Consider the following 16,390-nt stretch of genomic DNA (forward strand, 5'->3'; position numbering starts at 1 on the left):
TGTCACGGTCTGATCACAGAAGGACACCGAGTCAGAACCCCGAATCCTGACTCACCGGGAATCCCCCGCCCGGCGGTCCACACGATCAGGCTCCCCGAAGGCGGAAGGGCAAGCTTTGAGTCACCACCGCTCCCCCGGCGGCCATGAACGCAGTGCTGCGCTTGAAGAGGCAGTCGACCGCGCCAACACGCGCACGGTCAGCTCTCACCGGCTCCCCCCGCCACCGTCGGCGCTTCGCGGACGCATCGTCGTCGCCGCCGTCGCAGTAGGCGCGTTCGCCGCGGCAGGCGCAGGCCAAATCGGCCAGGCCGCCGCGGACGACAGCAAGGACGTCCAGCTCGCGAACCACGCCGATGGTGCGGCCACGTTCGACGGCATGGGAGGCGACACCGCCTCCGCCCCGCAGATCCTCGCGGTCTCCAAGACCACGTCAGAGGGCTCCGCCGAGGCCGCCAAGCTCCTGCGCAGCCAGCAGCTCACCTCCGAGCGCGAGGTCGCCGAGGCCGAGAAGAAGCGCCCGAAGTTCGTCCGCCCCGCCGCCGGTGAGTTCACCTCCGGCTACGGCGGCCGCTGGGGCACCATGCACCTCGGCATCGACATCGCCGGCCCCATCGGCACCCCGATCGTCTCCGCCGCAGACGGCGTGATCCTCGAGGCCGGGCCCGCGTCCGGTTTCGGGCTCTGGGTCCGCGTGCAGCACGCCGACGGGACCATCACCGTGTACGGCCACATGGACACCATCGGTGTGCGTGAAGGCCAGCAGGTCAAGGCCGGGCAGCAGATCGCCCGCATGGGCAACCGCGGCTTCTCGACCGGACCCCACCTGCACTTCGAGGTGTGGAACCCGGACGGCCAGAAGATCAACCCGTTGACCTGGTTGAACGCTCGCGGTGTGACCGTCTGATCTGGTTCTGAGTCCTTTGGGTGCCGGTCCGGCTTGGGTCGCGTTCCCGGTTACCCCGGTTCGGGCTTTGCTGAACTACGGCTCAGTAGCTTTCTGGCGGCTTGTCGGCGCTGAACCACCTCCGGGTGTGGGAGCGGGCGGTTGGGTCGCTTCAGGGGGCCTTTGTGGGCCAGGAGCCTCTAGCGTCGCTCTAGTGGCGCTCGTGGATGGTGTGGACGGACCTTCTCCGGGCTTTTGTGCCGTTGGCGGTCCAGAACCGTTGGCGGTCCAGAACCGTTGGCGGTCCAGAACCGTTGGCGGTCTAGAGCCGTTGGCGGTCTAGAGCCGTTGGCGGTCTAGAGCCGTTGGCGGTCTAGAGCCGTTGGCGGTCCGGATCCGGGCAAGCGAAGTACGTTGCCGCTACGCGCCAGACTGAGCACATGTGTCTGCGCCAGCGTGGGCCGCACGCCTTGCAGGTCCCGGTCTCCGTTGGTTCGTGATGGCGTAGCAAGGTGCGCCAGGACTCGACCAGGGTGTGGGTTTCTGGGGATTCCAGCTGGCTGAGGGATGCGAACACACGTTCGTGCAGGGCGCCGGCCAGTACGTGATCCAATTTGAGCTCTCCCGCTGGGGTTGTGGCCTCATGCGGTCGAGTGTGCTCTTGGGGTCTGACAATTTTTGGACGTGGGTGGGCTGACCTGCGTCGATCTTGCTGGGGTGGGCTTGCGTTCTGCGGCCTTGTGCCGGGGTGGCTGGCCTTTGCCTCGCCCTGCCTGGCCTTTGCCTGGACCCGCCTGGCCTTTGCCTGGACCCTGCCTGACGTTGCGGCGGGCTTCCGGTCCTGAAGAGACAGTCTTGAGAAGACAGTGCGGCCGGACCGCTCTCCCGTTCGGTCCGGCCGCACTTCGCCGCGAAGATAGGCCCCCGCCGTCCCTTCGCTCCCCTTTGTCTGCAGGCTGCTCGTTGTGCCTTGGACCGCCCCGAACGTTCCCTGGCTGTGCTGCTTGCGACACCCACATAGACGCACCTACCGGCTTGCCGTTGCGCTGGTTTTCGGGGTTTTTGTGGATTTCTTTTGGGGGTGGGGGCGGGGGTGGGGTTCGTGCTGGTCACGGGGGTGGGGGTGGTCCGGTTTTGGGCGGCTGCGGCTTGGTGGGGTTGGGCCGGATGGTGGGTCTTGGGCGTTCCGTAAGTCGGTTGTCCGTGGGGTTGGGGTGCTTGTGGTCTGGGTGACTTCTGGGGCTCCGCCCCAGACCCCGCCAATCTGATCCAAAGCCGGGGCCTGCGCCGTGCGCGGGTAGATGGCACGCCTGTTGCGTTGGGCGGAGGCGCGTTGCTTAGTTTGGGCGCGTCGGTGGGGTGGCTTCGTCACGAGTCGAGCCAAGAGCGGGCCACATGTCTGAAGGGGTGTCAAACCGCCGAAAAGCGTGGCGGTTTGACACCCCTTCAGACATGCAGCAAGAGCTATGGCACGACTCGTGACGAAGCCACCCCACCCGGACCTTTTGGTAAGTACGGCTCGCCTGCGGCATCGCTGTTGTTGGCGCTTGCCGTTACGCCTGCTCGCCTTCGGCGTCGCTGGCTGCGGGGTGCGGGTGCGGGTGCTTAGAGCTTTGTCATGGGGACACTGCCGATCAGCATCAGGCGGACTGTGCCTGAGCCGCCGAAGTCGATTGTGGCTGTGGCTCGTAGGCCTGCGCCGTCCACTGCTGTTACTCGGCCCAGGCCGTACTTGTCGTGGGTTACTCGGTCGCCCACTTCCAGCTTCATGGCTGGGGCGTCCTTCCAGCCCGCTTTGCCTGGGGCTGGGCGGGTCAGGCCTCGGGAGGCTATGCCGCCTGAGGCTGAGCGGCCCCACGTCGTGGCTGCTGCCGGGCCTGAGCGGGAAGGTTCTACTCGGCGCCAGTCGAGCAGGTTTTCTGGGATTTCTCCCAGGAAGCGGGAGGCCGGGTTTGCCGAGGGCTGGCCCCAGGCTGATCTCACCAGCGCTCGGGAGAGGTAGAGGCGGCGTTGTGCCCTCGTGATGCCCACGTAGGCGAGGCGGCGTTCCTCTGCCAGTTCTGCTGGGTCGCCCAGTGCTCGCATGTGCGGGAAGACGCCGTCTTCCCAGCCCGTGCTGAAGACGACCGGGTATTCGAGGCCCTTGGCCGTGTGGATGGTCATGAGGGTGACCACGCCGTCTGATTCCGCGTCCGGGATCGAGTCCGCGTCTGCCACCAGGGAGACGCGTTCCAGGAATGCCGGGAGGGACGGGACCGGGTCCGCGCCTTCTGGGAGTTCCAGTTCGGTGAACTCCCGGGCGACGGTGACCAGTTCGTTGAGGTTTTCCACCCTCGTGTGGTCTTGGGGGTCCTCGCTGGCTTCCAGTTCGGTGCGGTAGCCGGTCTTGTCGAGGACCGCTTCGAGGATGTCGGCCACGTCGTCTTCGCGGGCGACCATCTCGCCTAGCTGATCCATCATCTCCACGAAGCCCGCGATCGCGTTGCGGGAGCGGGGGTTCAGGAGCGGGACTCGGTCGTTCACGGCTTCGCGGAGGGCCGCTGCGAAGCTGATTCGTTCGCGTTCCGCGTAGGCCGAGACGCAGGCTTCTGCTCTGTCGCCGATGCCTCGCTTGGGGACGTTGAGGATTCGGCGTAGCGAGACCGTGTCGTCCGGGTTTGCCAGCGTGCGGAGGTAGGCGAGGGCGTCTCGGACTTCCCTGCGCTCGTAGAAGCGGACGCCGCCCACGACCCTGTACGGGAGGCCCAGGCGGATGAAGATCTCTTCGAAGACCCGCGACTGGTTGTTGGTGCGGTAGAAGACGGCGATCTCTGAGTTGTTGACCTCGCCGCTGTCCACGAGGTGGTCGATCTCGTTCGCCACGAACGCGGCTTCGTCGTGTTCGTGGTCGGCCACGTAGCCGACGATCTTCTCGCCCTCGCCCAGATCGGACCACAGCGACTTGTCGCGGCGGTTCGGGTTGCGGGAGATCACCGCGTTCGCCGCGGTCAGGATGTTCTGGGTGGAGCGGTAGTTCTGCTCCAGCAGGATCGTCGTGGCATCCGGGTAGTCGCGCTCGAACTCCACGATGTTGCGGATCGTCGCGCCTCGGAAGGCGTAGATGGACTGGTCCGCGTCGCCCACCACGCAGAGTTCGGCCGGGGGGATCTCGCCGCCCGCCTTGCCGACCAGCTCGCGCACGAGGGTGTACTGCGCGTGGTTCGTGTCCTGGTACTCGTCGACCATGACGTGGCGGAAGCGGCGGCGGTAGTGCTCGGCCACGTCCGGGAAGCGTTGCAGGAGTTCGACGGTCCTCATGATGAGGTCGTCGAAGTCGAGTGAGTTCGACTCGCCCAGGCGGCGCTGGTAGACGGCGTAGACCTCGGCCACCCGGCGTTCCAGGTCGTTCGTGGCCTGGGCCGCCGCGGTCTCCGGGTCGATCAGCTCGTTCTTGAGGTTCGAGATGTGCACGGCGAGGGTGCGGGCCGCGTACTTCTTCGGGTCCAGGTCGAGGTCTCTGGCCACGAGGGTGATGAGGCGGCGCGAGTCGTCGCTGTCGTAGATCGAGAAGTTCGACGACATGCCCAGGGTCTTCGCGTCCCTGCGCATCACGCGCACGCACATCGAGTGGAACGTCGACACCCACATCGAGCGGGCGCGGGCGCCCACCATGTCGGCGACGCGTTCCTTCATCTCGGCGGCGGCCTTGTTCGTGAACGTGATGGCCATGATCTCGCCGGGATGCACGTCGCGCGCCGCGAGCAGGTACGCGATCCGCCTGGTGAGGACGCGCGTCTTGCCGGAGCCGGCGCCCGCCACCACGAGCAGCGGTGAACCGGCGTGCTCGACGGCACGGCGCTGCGCGGGGTTCAGGTCGTCGAGCAGGTGGCCCGCGCGGGAAACGGGGGGACTTGAGGGCAAGTCGAACAAGGCGCTCATCGTTCATCCACGGTACCGGGCGGCACCGACAAATCCGGTACCGCCCGACCATGTGTTCGATGAACGGCTTCGATCAGGTGCTGGTGTCGATCAAGAACGACTGACCCGCGTGCACCGCGTCGTGGCCGCCTGCCTCGGCGTACACGTCGATGCTGTCCTGCGTGTGGATCGAGCCCGCCCTGGTCTCGACGGTCAGGGTCGGCCACGCCTCCTCGTGCACGATCAGGTGATCCTGCGTGCACTCGACGCCTTCGGCGCCGGGACCGTCGGCGACGTCCCAGCAGTCCCAGCCGTCGCCCTCGTAGCCGGTGACCTCCAGGCGATCGATCGGGAACGAGATGAAGACGGACAGACCCTGCTCGTCGTGGCCGACGACGTTGGTGACGACGAGGTCGAACTTCTGCCGGCCGGAGGTCCCGCCTCTGGTGACCCAGGTGGTGCCGGGGCCGGACCAGCCGGAGACCTTCGTGAGCGCGACGGTGGCGAAATCAGGCTCCGCGGAAGCGGGCGGAGCGACCGCGAGAGACAGCGTCAGGGCGGCCGTCATCCCGAGCACGTACTTCATGTGACCCCCAGGTCTTGGAACGAGTACCTGCAGACCATAGGTCGCGTGCACCTCCATCAGAAGAGGGAATCTCCGGACCGGCGTCCCACCTGGTGAGCCCACTCACCGCGCGGGCTTGGCGGGTGCGGGCGGTTCTGTGCGACACTGAATTCATGCGCGCGACGTTCTTCGAGTTTTTCTACGGGACCCGGACTCCGGCTCCCGTGGTCGTCTAGCGCTGAAAAGCCACCACGAAGCCCCGGAGTCCTCGGACCCCGGGGCTTCGTCGCTTCCGGGCCAGGACTCGAAGTTCTCGAGAGGTCACTGATGATGGACACCACCACCGAACCCGACATCAACGCGCTGCGCGAGGAGATCGACCACCTCGACGCGGAGATCCTTCGCCTCGTGCAACGGCGCGTCGAGGTATCCAAGATCATCGGCGCGGCCCGGATGGCCGCGGGCGGCACCAAGATCGTGCACAACCGCGAGATCGACGTGCTCAACCGCTACAAGCCGCTCGGCCCGGAGGGCAAGGACCTCGCGATGATCCTGCTCAAGATGGGTCGCGGCCCGCTCGGCAGGTAGTCGGCGGAAGACGGGCCCGGCGTCACAGCACGCCGGGCCAAAAAGGCATCAGGGCCTTGCGGACGTGCTCGAGGTCCGCGTCCGCGAGCTGGGAGTCGTCCGGCACGTAGGCCAGCGGGTCCTCGATCAACGGCTCCGGCAGCCGCAGCAGGCCCTCGGCCAGCGCGTGCAGGCACAACGCCGAGTACCCGCGCAGGTAGCCGCCCTCCTGGGTGAGCACGACGGGTGTGCCGAACGACGCCACCCGCCGCCCGATCTCCCGGTACCCGTCGGCCGTGAGGTTGTGACGCCCGTTGGGGTCGAACGCCGAACCGTCGAACCCGGACGCGCACACCAGCAGGTCCGGCGCGAAGTCGCGCAGCAGTGGGAAAGCGATCTCGTCGAGCGCGCGCATGTACGTCGTGTCGCCCGCACCGAGCGACAGTTCGATGTTCACGTTCCTGCCGTTGGCGCCCACTTCTGAAGGCGCGCCTGTCTGCGGGTGGTTCGTGCCCCACGAGCCGTGCCGCATGTGCACCGAGATCGTCAGCACGTCCGGCCGGTCGTAGAACACCTCCTGCGTGCCGTTGCCGTGGTGCACGTCCCAGTCCAGGACGGCGACCCGCTTCCCTTGGCGCCGTGCGGTTTCCGCCACCAGCGCCGCGTTGTTCACGAAGCAGTAGCCATCCGCCATGTCCGGCTGTGCGTGGTGCCCCGGCGGCCGGACGAGCGCGTAGGCGATCTGTGCACCGGACTCCAGCGCCGCCAACGCGGTCCCCGCCGCCGCGGACGCTGCACGCCACGTCTCCGGGCCTACGACCGTGTTCACCTCCAGCGCCACACGCTCCGATACGCGCAACGAGTCGAGGTATCCCGCCGTGTGCACGCGCAGAAGCTCGTCAACGGACGCATGCCGCCCCTCGTGCCACCTCAGGTGCGGCGCCACCGGACCGTGCGTCAGCGCGTGCCGGAACGTGCGCAGCCGTGCCGCCGTCTCCGGGTGCGGTTCGGCGACGTCCAGCCACGGCCAGGAGCCCGGCAGCTCCCACAGGCCCTCACCGGCGTCGTGCTCGAGGCAGTCGTCGTGCCAGAACATGTCCACCCGAATCGGATATCAGGGCGATCACGGATGGTCCACCGAAAAAATCTGGGGGCACACTGGAGACATGGGCCTCATTGCCGCACTGATCGCCATCGCCGGCCTGCTGGCCGCCTTGGCGCACGACGCTTACCTGGGCTTGCTCGGATCGGCCGCGAACAAGAAGGGCCTCTCCGGAGCCCCCGTCTCGCAGTTCGTCCGCAGCCGCTGGAAGACCGCGATCATCACGACCGCCGGCGCGGTGATCGGCCTGCTGATCACCAACGGCGACACCCTGGCCGCCGACGTGATCGGCGCGCTGATCGCGGGTGGCAGCGGTCTGGCCGCGCTCAACGGCGTGCAGAACACGCGCAAGCAGTTGAACAGCGGTCAAGCGCAACTTCCGCCGCGGTAGGAACTTCACACAAAAGAGTGTCACTCGTCCTGAACACCCCCTTTTGGTTGTTTCGGTACCTCCAGACGGCCCTACTCTGATTGCGTCGCAGAGGGGTGTCGGGATGGACGAACTGCCGGGCAAACATCGTCTGGACGACGGGCCACAGCCGCTGGAAGCGCGGCCCGTCGTCGGGGGCGACCGCATTCCGCTGCCCCGCCGCCGCCAGATCGACCCGCTGCAGGACACCGACGGCCTGCGCAAGTTCAACATCGGGCTGGTGCCCGCCTCGGTCACGCCGCCGCGCACCTGGAAGCGCGCGGCCTGGTTCGCCGTCGTCTCGTCGGTGCTCGTGCTGGTCGGCCTGAGCGTCGCCGCGGCCAAGCTGGTCGGCGGTGGCGGTGAGGTCGAGACGGTCGAGCTGCCCGGCTACCCCTCGGGCGTGCCGACGATCGCCGCGCTGCCCACGGGCGGCCCGAGCCTCACGCCCACCGGCGGCTCCAGGCCGTCCGCGGCGAAGACCGGCCAGGGCGCTCCGGTGCCGGGCACGGGGCCCAGCAGCGTGCCCGGCACGAGCGGGCAGGCGTCCCCGACGAGCGCCAAGCCGTCCGGGACGGTCCCGCCGGTCATCACGACCGTGCCGGTCACCCAGGCTCCCGTGGTCGACGGCGGCAAGATCGCCGAGCAGACCGAGCACTTCTACCGCGCGATGGCGACGAACGCCGACACGGCGCTCGCCCTGACCACGGACACCGTGCGCTCGAACGCCGACGCGTTGCTCGAGGGCAGGCTCGCCGACATCTCGCTGATCGAGGTGAAGGAGATCGTGGTCGACCCCGGCAAGGGCCTCACCGTGAGCCTGCTGCAGGTGACGAAGAAGGACGGCACGGTCAGCACCGAGAAGCGCGAGCTCGGCTTCACGCTCGGCGACGTGCCGTTGATCAACAGTGAACGGTTGAAGCTCGGTGGCTGAAGTGGCTAAAGGTCACGCCCGGAGTTACCGAACGTAGTAGGTAGCACCATCGAGCGAACCCTGAGCACCGCTGAACGCCACGGACGAGTGAAGTCCACCAAGAAACTGGCATCTTCAGGCGCGGCCACGGTACGTCTTCAGCTGAACACGGACAGTACGGAGGACCAGAGCAGTGCAGCGTCCCGCGGCGACGACCGGACGGCGGCACACCCGCGCCGGCTCGATCAGCGTGGCCGAGCTGATGAAGCAGCAGCCGGCTCCGATGCGCATCCTGTCGAACGAGGAAGCCGCCACTGACGCTCTCGTCACCTCCCTGCTCGGTCCGACCGAGAACATGACCGCGACGACGACCGTGATCCCGGTGGTGCCCGGCCGCCGCCGGCGCACGAAGACCGGCCGCGTCGCGCGGATCGCGGGCCTGGTGACCGGCGCGGTCGTGCTCGTCTCGTCCATCGCGGGAGCGGCGATCCTCGCGGGCAAGCGCCCGGCGAACGTCGGCGTCCCGATCTCCGAACGGCCCGTCGCGTTGTCCGGGTCCAGCGCCCTGCGTCCCGACGTCCTGTCGGCCCAGTTGCCGCACGAGCACCCGCCGGCGCAGAACACCTCCACCGCCGTGATGCCCATGCCACAGCCGTCCGCGCTGCTGCTGGAAACCGCCGCCGCAGAGGTCCCCGAGACGGCCACCCCCGAGGTGTCCGTCGGCCCGTTGCCGCAGGTCGACGTGGTGAAGAAGTTCTACGAGCTGCTCACGACCAAGCCGAACTCGGCGGCCAGGCTGCTGTCGCCCGAACTGGTCGGCGCGAACCCCGCGGAGTTCGCCAAGTCCTGGGGCCGGATCAAGACCGTGAACGTCGACCAGACGTCGGTGCGGCCGGACGGATCGGTGCTCGCGGTCGTCTCGATGCAGGAGGTGGACGGCAGCTGGCTGCGCATCGAGCAGCTCTTCTGGCTGACCAGCACGACGCAGCCGCGCATCGTCGGAACTGAAGTCCTTTCGGCGCAGCGCAGTTAGGCCGAGGAGTTAGGCCGCACCCAACCGGTTCGCCGTTCGCAGTCGAACGGTGACCGCTCGTCGCGAAAACTGGGTTCGGGCCGTGAAAATTCCCCCATAGGGGTTACATCTCCGGTCACGATTCGGTATCCATGTTCCCGCCAGTACGCGTACGCGAACTTGGAAGGGTGAACGAGCGGTGTCGATTGAGGACCATCGTCGGCGGTTGACCGGATCGGCTGAGTCGACCGGCCAGCTGTCGGTCGCCGAGCTGATCGCCCGCCGTGAGGCGGAAACCGTGGAGATCCCGGTGATCACCGCCGACATCACCCCCGAGGCGTTCGAGCCGACCGTGAAGTTCAAGCCGGTCAAGGCTCCGGGCGGCAAGAAGAAGCAGCCCATGAAGGAGCTGCACATCACCGAGTTGCTGCGCCGCGAAGGCCGCGCCGACGACACCCAGCGCGGCGGTTTCACCGTCGGCAAGCTGGCCGCGGCGGCCAGCGGTGGCGTCATCATCTGCGGTTCCGTGGCGTTCGCCGCCTCCTCGTGGCTTTCTTCGCCCGACGAGCGCCCCCTCGCCGAGGTGCGGTTCGACGAGCGCGCCCAGGCTCGTGGCGCCAGCGCCGGCACCGAAGGCGTCGTGAAGCTGCCGTCGAACAAGACGCAGCAGTCCGACGCGAGCGAGACGCAGCAGGCGGACCCGACGACGACGAACCCGACCACGCGCGTCGCCCCGTACGTCCAGACCCAGCAGCAGCGTCCGGCGCAGCAGCCCCAGACCCAGCAGCCGACTCAGCCGACTCAGCCCAGCTCCGAGACCTCGACCACGCCGTCGACGCCCACGGAGACCAGCACGCCGAGCACGCCGCCGTCGAGCGAGACGCCCCCGCCGCCGAGCTCCTCCACGGCTCCCCCGCCGAGCGACAGCACGCCGCCGCCCAGCTCGAGCACCCCGCTGCCGCCGACGTCCAACCCGGTCGACGTGAGCGTGGACCTCGGCATCCTCGACCCCGTGCTGAACACCGTGGGCGACACCGTCGGCGGATTCGACTTCTTCGCCCCGACGAACTGACGCACGACAGGTAGCTCAGCAGCCGCCCCTTGCAGGTACCCTGTGCGGGCATTCCGGACGATCCGCTGACTACCGCACGAGGAGCACGAGCGTGGGATCTGCTGCCGCAGCCGCAGTCACGCCTTCGCGCACCCCCGAGGTGGGCTTGTGACGACGTCCGGCACCTCGGACGGCCGTCTGATCGCCGACCGCTACCGCTTCCTCGATCGCATCGGCTCCGGCGCGATGGGCATCGTCTGGCGCGCCCACGACGAACGCCTCGGCCGTGAGGTCGCGATCAAGCAGCTGCTGCTGGCGCCCGGTCTCGACGAGGCCGAGCAGGACGAGGCCATCCAGCGCGCCATGCGCGAGGGCCGCATCGCCGCCAAGCTGCACCACCCGAACGCCATCGCCGTGTACGACGTCGTCGAGGAAGACGGCGTCCCGTGCCTGGTCATGGAGTACCTGCCGTCCTACAGCCTCGCGGACGCGCTGGCCGAGGGCGGGCCGATGGACCCGCTCGAGGTCGCCAGCATCGGCGCCCAGTGCGCGGCGGCTCTGGCCGCGGCCCACGCTGCGGGGATCGTGCACCGCGACGTGAAGCCCGGCAACGTGCTGATCGCCGAGAACGGCGTCGTCAAGATCACCGACTTCGGCATCTCGCGCGCGTCCGACGACATCACGGTCACCAAGACCGGTCTGATCGCCGGCACGCCCGCGTACCTCGCGCCGGAGATCGCACGGGGCCAGGACCCGACGCCGGCCTCCGACGTCTACTCGCTCGGTTCGACGCTGTTCGCCGCGATGGAGGGCGAACCGCCCTACGGAGTGAGCGAGAACACTCTCGGTGTTCTGCACGCCGTCGCGGCCGGGCGGATCAACCCGCCGACCGTCGACCACCCGCTGGCCGACACGCTGATGTACCTGCTGAACTTCGAGCCGGCCGACCGGCCGACCATGACGCAGGCGCGCGAGGTGCTCAACGCCGTCTCGCACGGCCGTTCGCCGTCGTTCAGCGGACTGGCCGTGGTCGACGGACCCGACCCGACGACGATCGTGGAGCCGGACCGGACCCGCGTGGTCCGGGCGGTGCCGCGGACCTCGCCGCCGCGGACGGCACCGCCGATGGCTCCCGCGCGGGGGCCGGAGAACAACCGGCCGCTGGTCATCGCCGCCGTCGTACTGGCGTTGTTGCTGGTCATCGGCGGTTTGATGGTCGCACTCGGGGTGTTCAACAAGGAACCGAACACCCCGTCGGCGCCGCCTGCGAGCAGCTCGCAAACGGTGGAGCCGACGAGTTCGTTGCCCGCGGTGACGACAACCACGCCCGAGGCAACGACAACGCCCGAAACGACGTCTAGCACTACGACGACGACAACCACGACAACCACCACGACGACTACGACTACGACGACCACCACGACGACGACCACGACAGCGCCGTCGTCAGTGCCCGGTAGCTCGAGCGGTACGCCGCCTCCTGCGGGCTAAGCGTCGTTACGCCGTAGAAATCTCGTAAGGTGGGTAACCGCACCGATGGGTGATCTGAACCCGAAGGTGTGATCATCCGTTGAACTGAGAGCAAGTGACCGCACAGCGGGGAGCAACTGTGACCGACGATGGCCGATTGGTCGCTGGTCGCTACCGATTGAGCCAGCGGATCGGCAGCGGCGCCATGGGCGTCGTCTGGACGGCACACGACGAACGCCTGCACCGCACCGTCGCGGTCAAGCAACTGCTCCTGCAGCCCGGACTGGCCGAAGCTGACACGGACGAGGCCAAGAGACGCGCCATGCGGGAGGGCCGCATCGCCGCGCGCCTGCAGCACCCGCACGCCGTCGCCGTCTACGACGTGGCCGAGGACGACAGCCAACCGTGGCTGATCATGGAGTACCTGCCGTCGAAGAGCCTCTCCGGAGTGCTCTCCGAACGAGGCACACTGCCGCCGCGCGACGTGGCGTCGATCGGCATGCAGGTCGCCTCCGCGCTGGCCGCCGCGCACAACGCCGGCATCGTGCACCGCGACATCAAGCCCGGCAACATCCTGCTCGGCGACGACGGCACGGTGAAGATCACCGACTTCGGCATCTCCCGCGCGACCGGTGACGTCACGGTCACCGCGACGGGCATGCTCGCGGGCACCCCCGCCTACCTCGCACCCGAGGTGGCGAAGGGCTACGACCCGGGCTCGCCGTCCGACGTGTTCTCGCTGGGCTCGACGCTCTACGCCGCGATCGAGGGTGAACCGCCGTTCGGTCTGAGCGAGAACACCATCGCGCTGCTGCACAAGGTCGCGTCCGGCAAGGTCAACCCGCCGCGCAACGCCGGCCCGCTGACCGCGCTGCTGATGCGCCTGCTGCGCGCGGAGCCGGAAGAGCGCCCGACCATGGCCGAGGCCCGCGACGCGCTCGCCGCCGTCGCCAACGGCCAGGCCGCCCCCGCCTTCACCCCTGCGGTCGTCACCCCGACCCACCCGCCGTCGTGGCGCGGTGCCCCGGTGCAACAGCAGCAGGCCGCGACGCGCGCCCTCACGCCGCCGCAGCAGCAGGCACCTCCCCCGCCGCCGCCCAACGCGACGCGGGTGGACATGCACACGCCGCCGCGCGCGGTGCCGACGCAGCAGGGCCCGTCGAACCACCGCCCGGCCGCCGCACCGCAGTACTCGCAGCGTCCCAGGCCTCCGAAGCCCTCGGCGCTCGCGTCGGTCTCGAAGAACAAGAAGTCGACGGTCTACACCGCGCTCGCCATCGTGGCGGCGGCGGTCATCGGCATCGTGTTCGCGAGCATGATCTCGAACGGCGCCGGGGACAGGGACGACTCGAACAACAACGCGGGGCCGAGCACCTCGACGCAGCAGTCCCAGGACGGTGGCCCGCCCGCCTCGAACAAGCCCAAGCTCGCCGACAAGGCCGGCAAGTGGACGGAGACGCCGTCCGAGAGCGATCGCCGCGCCATGCTGGAGGACTACTTCAACGCGGCGGTGACCTCGCCCGACACCGCGTGGCAGATGGGCAACGCCAACTTCCAGGGCACCTACGCCGGTGGCGCCGGCGGTTTCAAGACCTTTTGGGGCGCCTACAAGCAGGCGAAGATCGTCAGCGCCGAAGAACGGGACGACTTCTACTTCGTGATCACTCTCGAGCTCACGAAGAAGGACGGGTCGAAGTCGACGCTGCAGCGTCAGATCTCGCTCGAATGGCGCAGCCCCAACTTCCTGCTGAGCTACGACAAGCCTTTCGGCAGCGCTTAAGACCCTGGTCAGGAGGCCCTTGCGGCCTTCTCCAGGGCCTCGACCAACGTCAGCACGGCCGGATTCCACGCGGCATCCTCGCGGTACACGACGTGAATGTGCCGCACGGGCTCAGGATTGCGCACCTTCCGCAGAACAACGCCGGGGTGCGCATATCCCAGCCCGAGCCGAGGAATGATCGTGACGCCCAGTCCGGCCGCCACGAAACCCTGCGCGGTCGCGTAGTCGTCGCTCTCCACCGCCACCTGCGGTGAGAAGCCGGCGCCCGCGCACGCGTTGCGGACGAGCGTCCCGCACGGGCCGGGTGTGGTGCAGTCCGCGTCGATCCACGGTTCGTCGGCCAGTTCGCCGAGGTCCAGCACGCGCTTGCGGGCCAGGGCGTGGCCTCGTGGGAGCACGGCGTAGAACGGGTCGGCGAGCAGGTGCCGCGCGACCATGCCCTCAATGGCGGGTGCGTCCGGTTCCAGGACGGTGATCGCCACGTCCGCGCGGCCCGCCGCGAGCTCTACGAACGGGTCGGTCGGCTCGGTCAGCTTCAGGTCCAGTTCGACGCCGGAGCGCTCGGCGCGGAACGTGGCCACCGCGGGCGGCACGAGGGCGGCGCCGGCCGTGGCGAAGTAGCGGACGCGCAGGGTGCCCGCGCAGCCGTTGCGCAGTGCGGTGAGGGCGCTCTCGGCCTCGGCCAACTGCTCGGCGAGGCGGGCGGCGTGCTCGGTGAGCAGACGGCCCGCGGCGGTGGGCCTGATGCCCCTGCCGACGCGCTCGAGCAGCGGCAAGCCGGCCTGCTTCTCCAGGCCCGCCACCTGCTGCGAGATGGCGGACGGGGTGTAGCCGAGGTTGGTCGCCGCCGCGGTGATGGAACCCGTGCTCACGACGGCCCTGAGCACCTGCATTCGTCGCACGTCCAGCATGTCCCGACCTTACAGCGATGCTTAAAGGTTCGGCACAACAATTAAATTGTTTTCACGTGTTCGCAGGCGCATGGTTGACACGTGAACCAACGCGGAACGTTGATCAGGATGGGCGTGCTCGCCCTGCTGTGGGGATCCAGCTTCCTGTGGATGAAGCTCGCGCTCGGGAGTCTCGCGCCCCTGCAGATCTCGCTCGTGCGGACGTTCTTCGGAGCGCTCGTGCTGTTCGCCGTGCTCGCCCTGGCGAAGATGAGCCTGCCGCGCGATCGCAAGATCTGGGGTCACATGCTCTTCGTGGCGCTGTTCGGCAGCGCCATCCCGTTCACGCTGTTCGCGTTCGGCGGCCAGACCGTCGACTCGGGCGTCTCCGGGGTGCTCAACTCGACGACTCCGCTGTTCGCGCTGGCCATCGGCCTCGTACTGGGCAGCGAGAAGATCAGCAACATGGTCCGCATGCTGGGCCTCGGGCTCGGCTTCGCGGGCGTCCTGCTCATCTTCGCGCCGTGGCAGTCGGCCAACAGCATCGCGAGCTGGGGTGCCGTGCTGTGCCTCATCGGCGCCGCGAGCTACGCCATCGGCTACTCCTACGCCGGCCGCTACCTGGTCAACACGGGTGCCACGTCGACGCAGCTCGCCGCCATGCAGCTGACCACCGCGATGGGGATGCTGCTCCTGGCCACGCCGTTCGGCGGCCTGCAGCCGTTGCACCTGCACTGGATCGGCATCGTCGCCGTGATCGTCCTCGGCGTGTTCGGCACCGGCGTCGCGTTCATCCTCAACTACCGCGTCATCGCCGACGAGGGAGCCACCACGGCAACTACCGTCGGTTACCTTCTGCCCGTCGTTTCGGTACTCCTTGGAGCGATCTTCCTCGGAGAGCAACTCAACGCAAGGGTCGTCGTCGGCATGGTGGTGGTGCTCCTGGGCGTCGCACTGACCCGCAGGAGGCCCGTCGCGGCAGGTCAGACCGTCTCACCAAACGAGACGCGCGACCTGGTCAAACGCTGAAGGGTGAGACGCACGTCTCCCCCAATAGGATGGTTCCGAGACGAATCGCGTCCTTATCGAGCTGGTTGGCCGTCTCCTCTTTGTGAGCGGACATGGAGACCAGCCTGGGAAGGACATCGACATGAACAACGAGAACCTGAAGGTCACCACCCGGACGACTTTTCAGCTCCTGGCACCCGGCGCGGCTCCCGCGCCGGTCGAGGCCGAACTCGTCTACGACCCGGAAGACCCCTACGCCGTCGCCGTCGTCTTCTTCACCGGCTCCGGCCGCGTCGAGTGGATGTTCGCCCGCGACCTGCTGGCCGACGGTCTGCTGACGCCGTCCGGTGAGGGCGACATCCTGGTCCGGCCGGCCTCCGACGACCCGGAGCGCGTCCTGGTCGAGCTGAACGCGCCGACCGGCTTCGCCATCCTCAGCGCCGTCGCGGAGGACGTGGCGGAGTTCCTGGACAACTCCTACGACGTCGTCCAGCCGGGCGAGGAGGACCTGTGGATCGACTTCGACCGGGAGCTGCAGAAGCTGGTCTCGACGATCGACTAGTCGCCTGAGCGGTGACCAGGGTGGTCGTACGGGCGCGGGACGAGGTGCCGGCACGCGGGGCAGCGTGGCCGACCAGCTCGTCACCGGAGACCACCGGAATGCGGGTGCCGGACGTCGTGGGCAGCGGCGGCGGCACGTCTCACCAGGCCGAGGGAGTTCCGGACGTCCCCACCGGGGAGCTCGGCTCGGCGCGAATGCCCTGACTCCTACTCGGTCGCCTTGGGGTGCGCACCGCAGTAGAGGCGGTTTGCCGACGAAGCCCGTGACCTCTCCGGGCGCGG

15 protein-coding genes are annotated in these 16,390 nt (G+C 68.4%); 11 read left to right on the forward strand and 4 right to left on the reverse strand.

Annotation, left to right across the window (positions count from 1 at the left end):
- Positions 1–115 precede the first annotated feature (115 nt).
- Positions 116–904, forward strand: coding sequence for a M23 family metallopeptidase (locus tag PV646_RS07105; RefSeq protein WP_500340676.1), 789 nt, complete (start codon positions 116–118; stop codon positions 902–904).
- A 1,584-nt stretch (positions 905–2,488) separates the two neighbouring features.
- On the opposite strand, the gene pcrA is transcribed toward PV646_RS07105, so the two are convergent.
- Both pcrA and PV646_RS07115 read right to left on the reverse strand, forming a co-directional pair.
- A complete protein-coding gene (gene pcrA / locus PV646_RS07110; RefSeq protein WP_500340677.1) occupies positions 2,489–4,801 on the reverse strand; it encodes a DNA helicase PcrA in 2,313 nt (770 codons plus the stop codon).
- A gap of 73 nt (positions 4,802–4,874) precedes the next feature.
- Positions 4,875–5,366, reverse strand: a complete 492-nt coding sequence (locus PV646_RS07115; RefSeq protein ID WP_500340678.1) for a hypothetical protein — start codon at positions 5,364–5,366, stop codon at positions 4,875–4,877.
- A 306-nt stretch (positions 5,367–5,672) separates the two neighbouring features.
- Here PV646_RS07115 and PV646_RS07120 point away from each other — a divergent pair, with 306 nt between their 5' ends.
- Positions 5,673–5,933, forward strand: a complete 261-nt coding sequence (locus PV646_RS07120) for a chorismate mutase (protein ID WP_500340679.1) — start codon at positions 5,673–5,675, stop codon at positions 5,931–5,933.
- A gap of 22 nt (positions 5,934–5,955) precedes the next feature.
- On the opposite strand, the gene PV646_RS07125 is transcribed toward PV646_RS07120, so the two are convergent.
- Complete coding sequence (locus PV646_RS07125) at positions 5,956–7,008, reverse strand: arginase family protein (protein ID WP_500342304.1); 1,053 nt, start codon at positions 7,006–7,008, stop codon at positions 5,956–5,958.
- Here PV646_RS07125 and PV646_RS07130 point away from each other — a divergent pair.
- From PV646_RS07130 to PV646_RS07155, 6 genes are all read left to right on the forward strand, one after another.
- Positions 7,007–7,405, forward strand: a complete 399-nt coding sequence (locus tag PV646_RS07130) for a hypothetical protein (protein WP_500340680.1) — start codon at positions 7,007–7,009, stop codon at positions 7,403–7,405. The genes PV646_RS07125 and PV646_RS07130 overlap by 2 nt on opposite strands.
- A 103-nt stretch (positions 7,406–7,508) precedes the next feature.
- On the forward strand, positions 7,509–8,357 hold the full coding sequence (locus PV646_RS07135; protein ID WP_500340681.1) for a hypothetical protein: 849 nt from the start codon (positions 7,509–7,511) through the stop codon (positions 8,355–8,357).
- 172 nt (positions 8,358–8,529) lie between these two features.
- Positions 8,530–9,369, forward strand: a complete 840-nt coding sequence (locus tag PV646_RS07140; RefSeq protein ID WP_500340682.1) for a hypothetical protein — start codon at positions 8,530–8,532, stop codon at positions 9,367–9,369.
- 205 nt (positions 9,370–9,574) lie between these two features.
- Complete coding sequence (locus PV646_RS07145) at positions 9,575–10,420, forward strand: hypothetical protein (protein ID WP_500340683.1); 846 nt, start codon at positions 9,575–9,577, stop codon at positions 10,418–10,420.
- A gap of 147 nt (positions 10,421–10,567) precedes the next feature.
- A complete protein-coding gene (locus tag PV646_RS07150; RefSeq protein ID WP_500340684.1) occupies positions 10,568–11,890 on the forward strand; it encodes a serine/threonine-protein kinase in 1,323 nt (440 codons plus the stop codon).
- A gap of 118 nt (positions 11,891–12,008) precedes the next feature.
- Complete coding sequence (locus PV646_RS07155; RefSeq protein WP_500340685.1) at positions 12,009–13,649, forward strand: serine/threonine-protein kinase; 1,641 nt, start codon at positions 12,009–12,011, stop codon at positions 13,647–13,649.
- Between the two features lie 8 nt (positions 13,650–13,657).
- On the opposite strand, the gene PV646_RS07160 is transcribed toward PV646_RS07155, so the two are convergent.
- A complete protein-coding gene (locus PV646_RS07160) occupies positions 13,658–14,560 on the reverse strand; it encodes a LysR family transcriptional regulator (RefSeq protein ID WP_500340686.1) in 903 nt (300 codons plus the stop codon).
- Between the two features lie 81 nt (positions 14,561–14,641).
- Here PV646_RS07160 and PV646_RS07165 point away from each other — a divergent pair, with 81 nt between their 5' ends.
- The 3 genes from PV646_RS07165 to PV646_RS07175 all read left to right on the forward strand — a co-directional run bounded on the left by PV646_RS07165 (position 14,642) and on the right by PV646_RS07175 (position 16,312).
- Positions 14,642–15,568 carry a DMT family transporter gene (locus tag PV646_RS07165; protein WP_500340687.1) on the forward strand — a complete coding sequence of 309 codons (927 nt, stop codon included), beginning with the start codon at positions 14,642–14,644 and terminating at the stop codon, positions 15,566–15,568.
- Positions 15,569–15,689: 121 nt separating this feature from the next.
- Positions 15,690–16,109, forward strand: coding sequence for an SsgA family sporulation/cell division regulator (locus tag PV646_RS07170; protein ID WP_189160321.1), 420 nt, complete (start codon positions 15,690–15,692; stop codon positions 16,107–16,109).
- Positions 16,110–16,129: 20 nt separating this feature from the next.
- Positions 16,130–16,312 (forward strand): hypothetical protein, encoded by a 183-nt coding sequence (locus PV646_RS07175; RefSeq protein WP_500340688.1) that lies wholly within the window; start codon positions 16,130–16,132, stop codon positions 16,310–16,312.
- The last annotated feature ends 78 nt before the right edge of the window (positions 16,313–16,390 follow it).

This window comes from Streptomyces sp. ID05-26A, assembly GCF_033794685.1.
Taxonomy (GTDB): Bacteria; Actinomycetota; Actinomycetes; order Mycobacteriales; family Pseudonocardiaceae; genus Lentzea.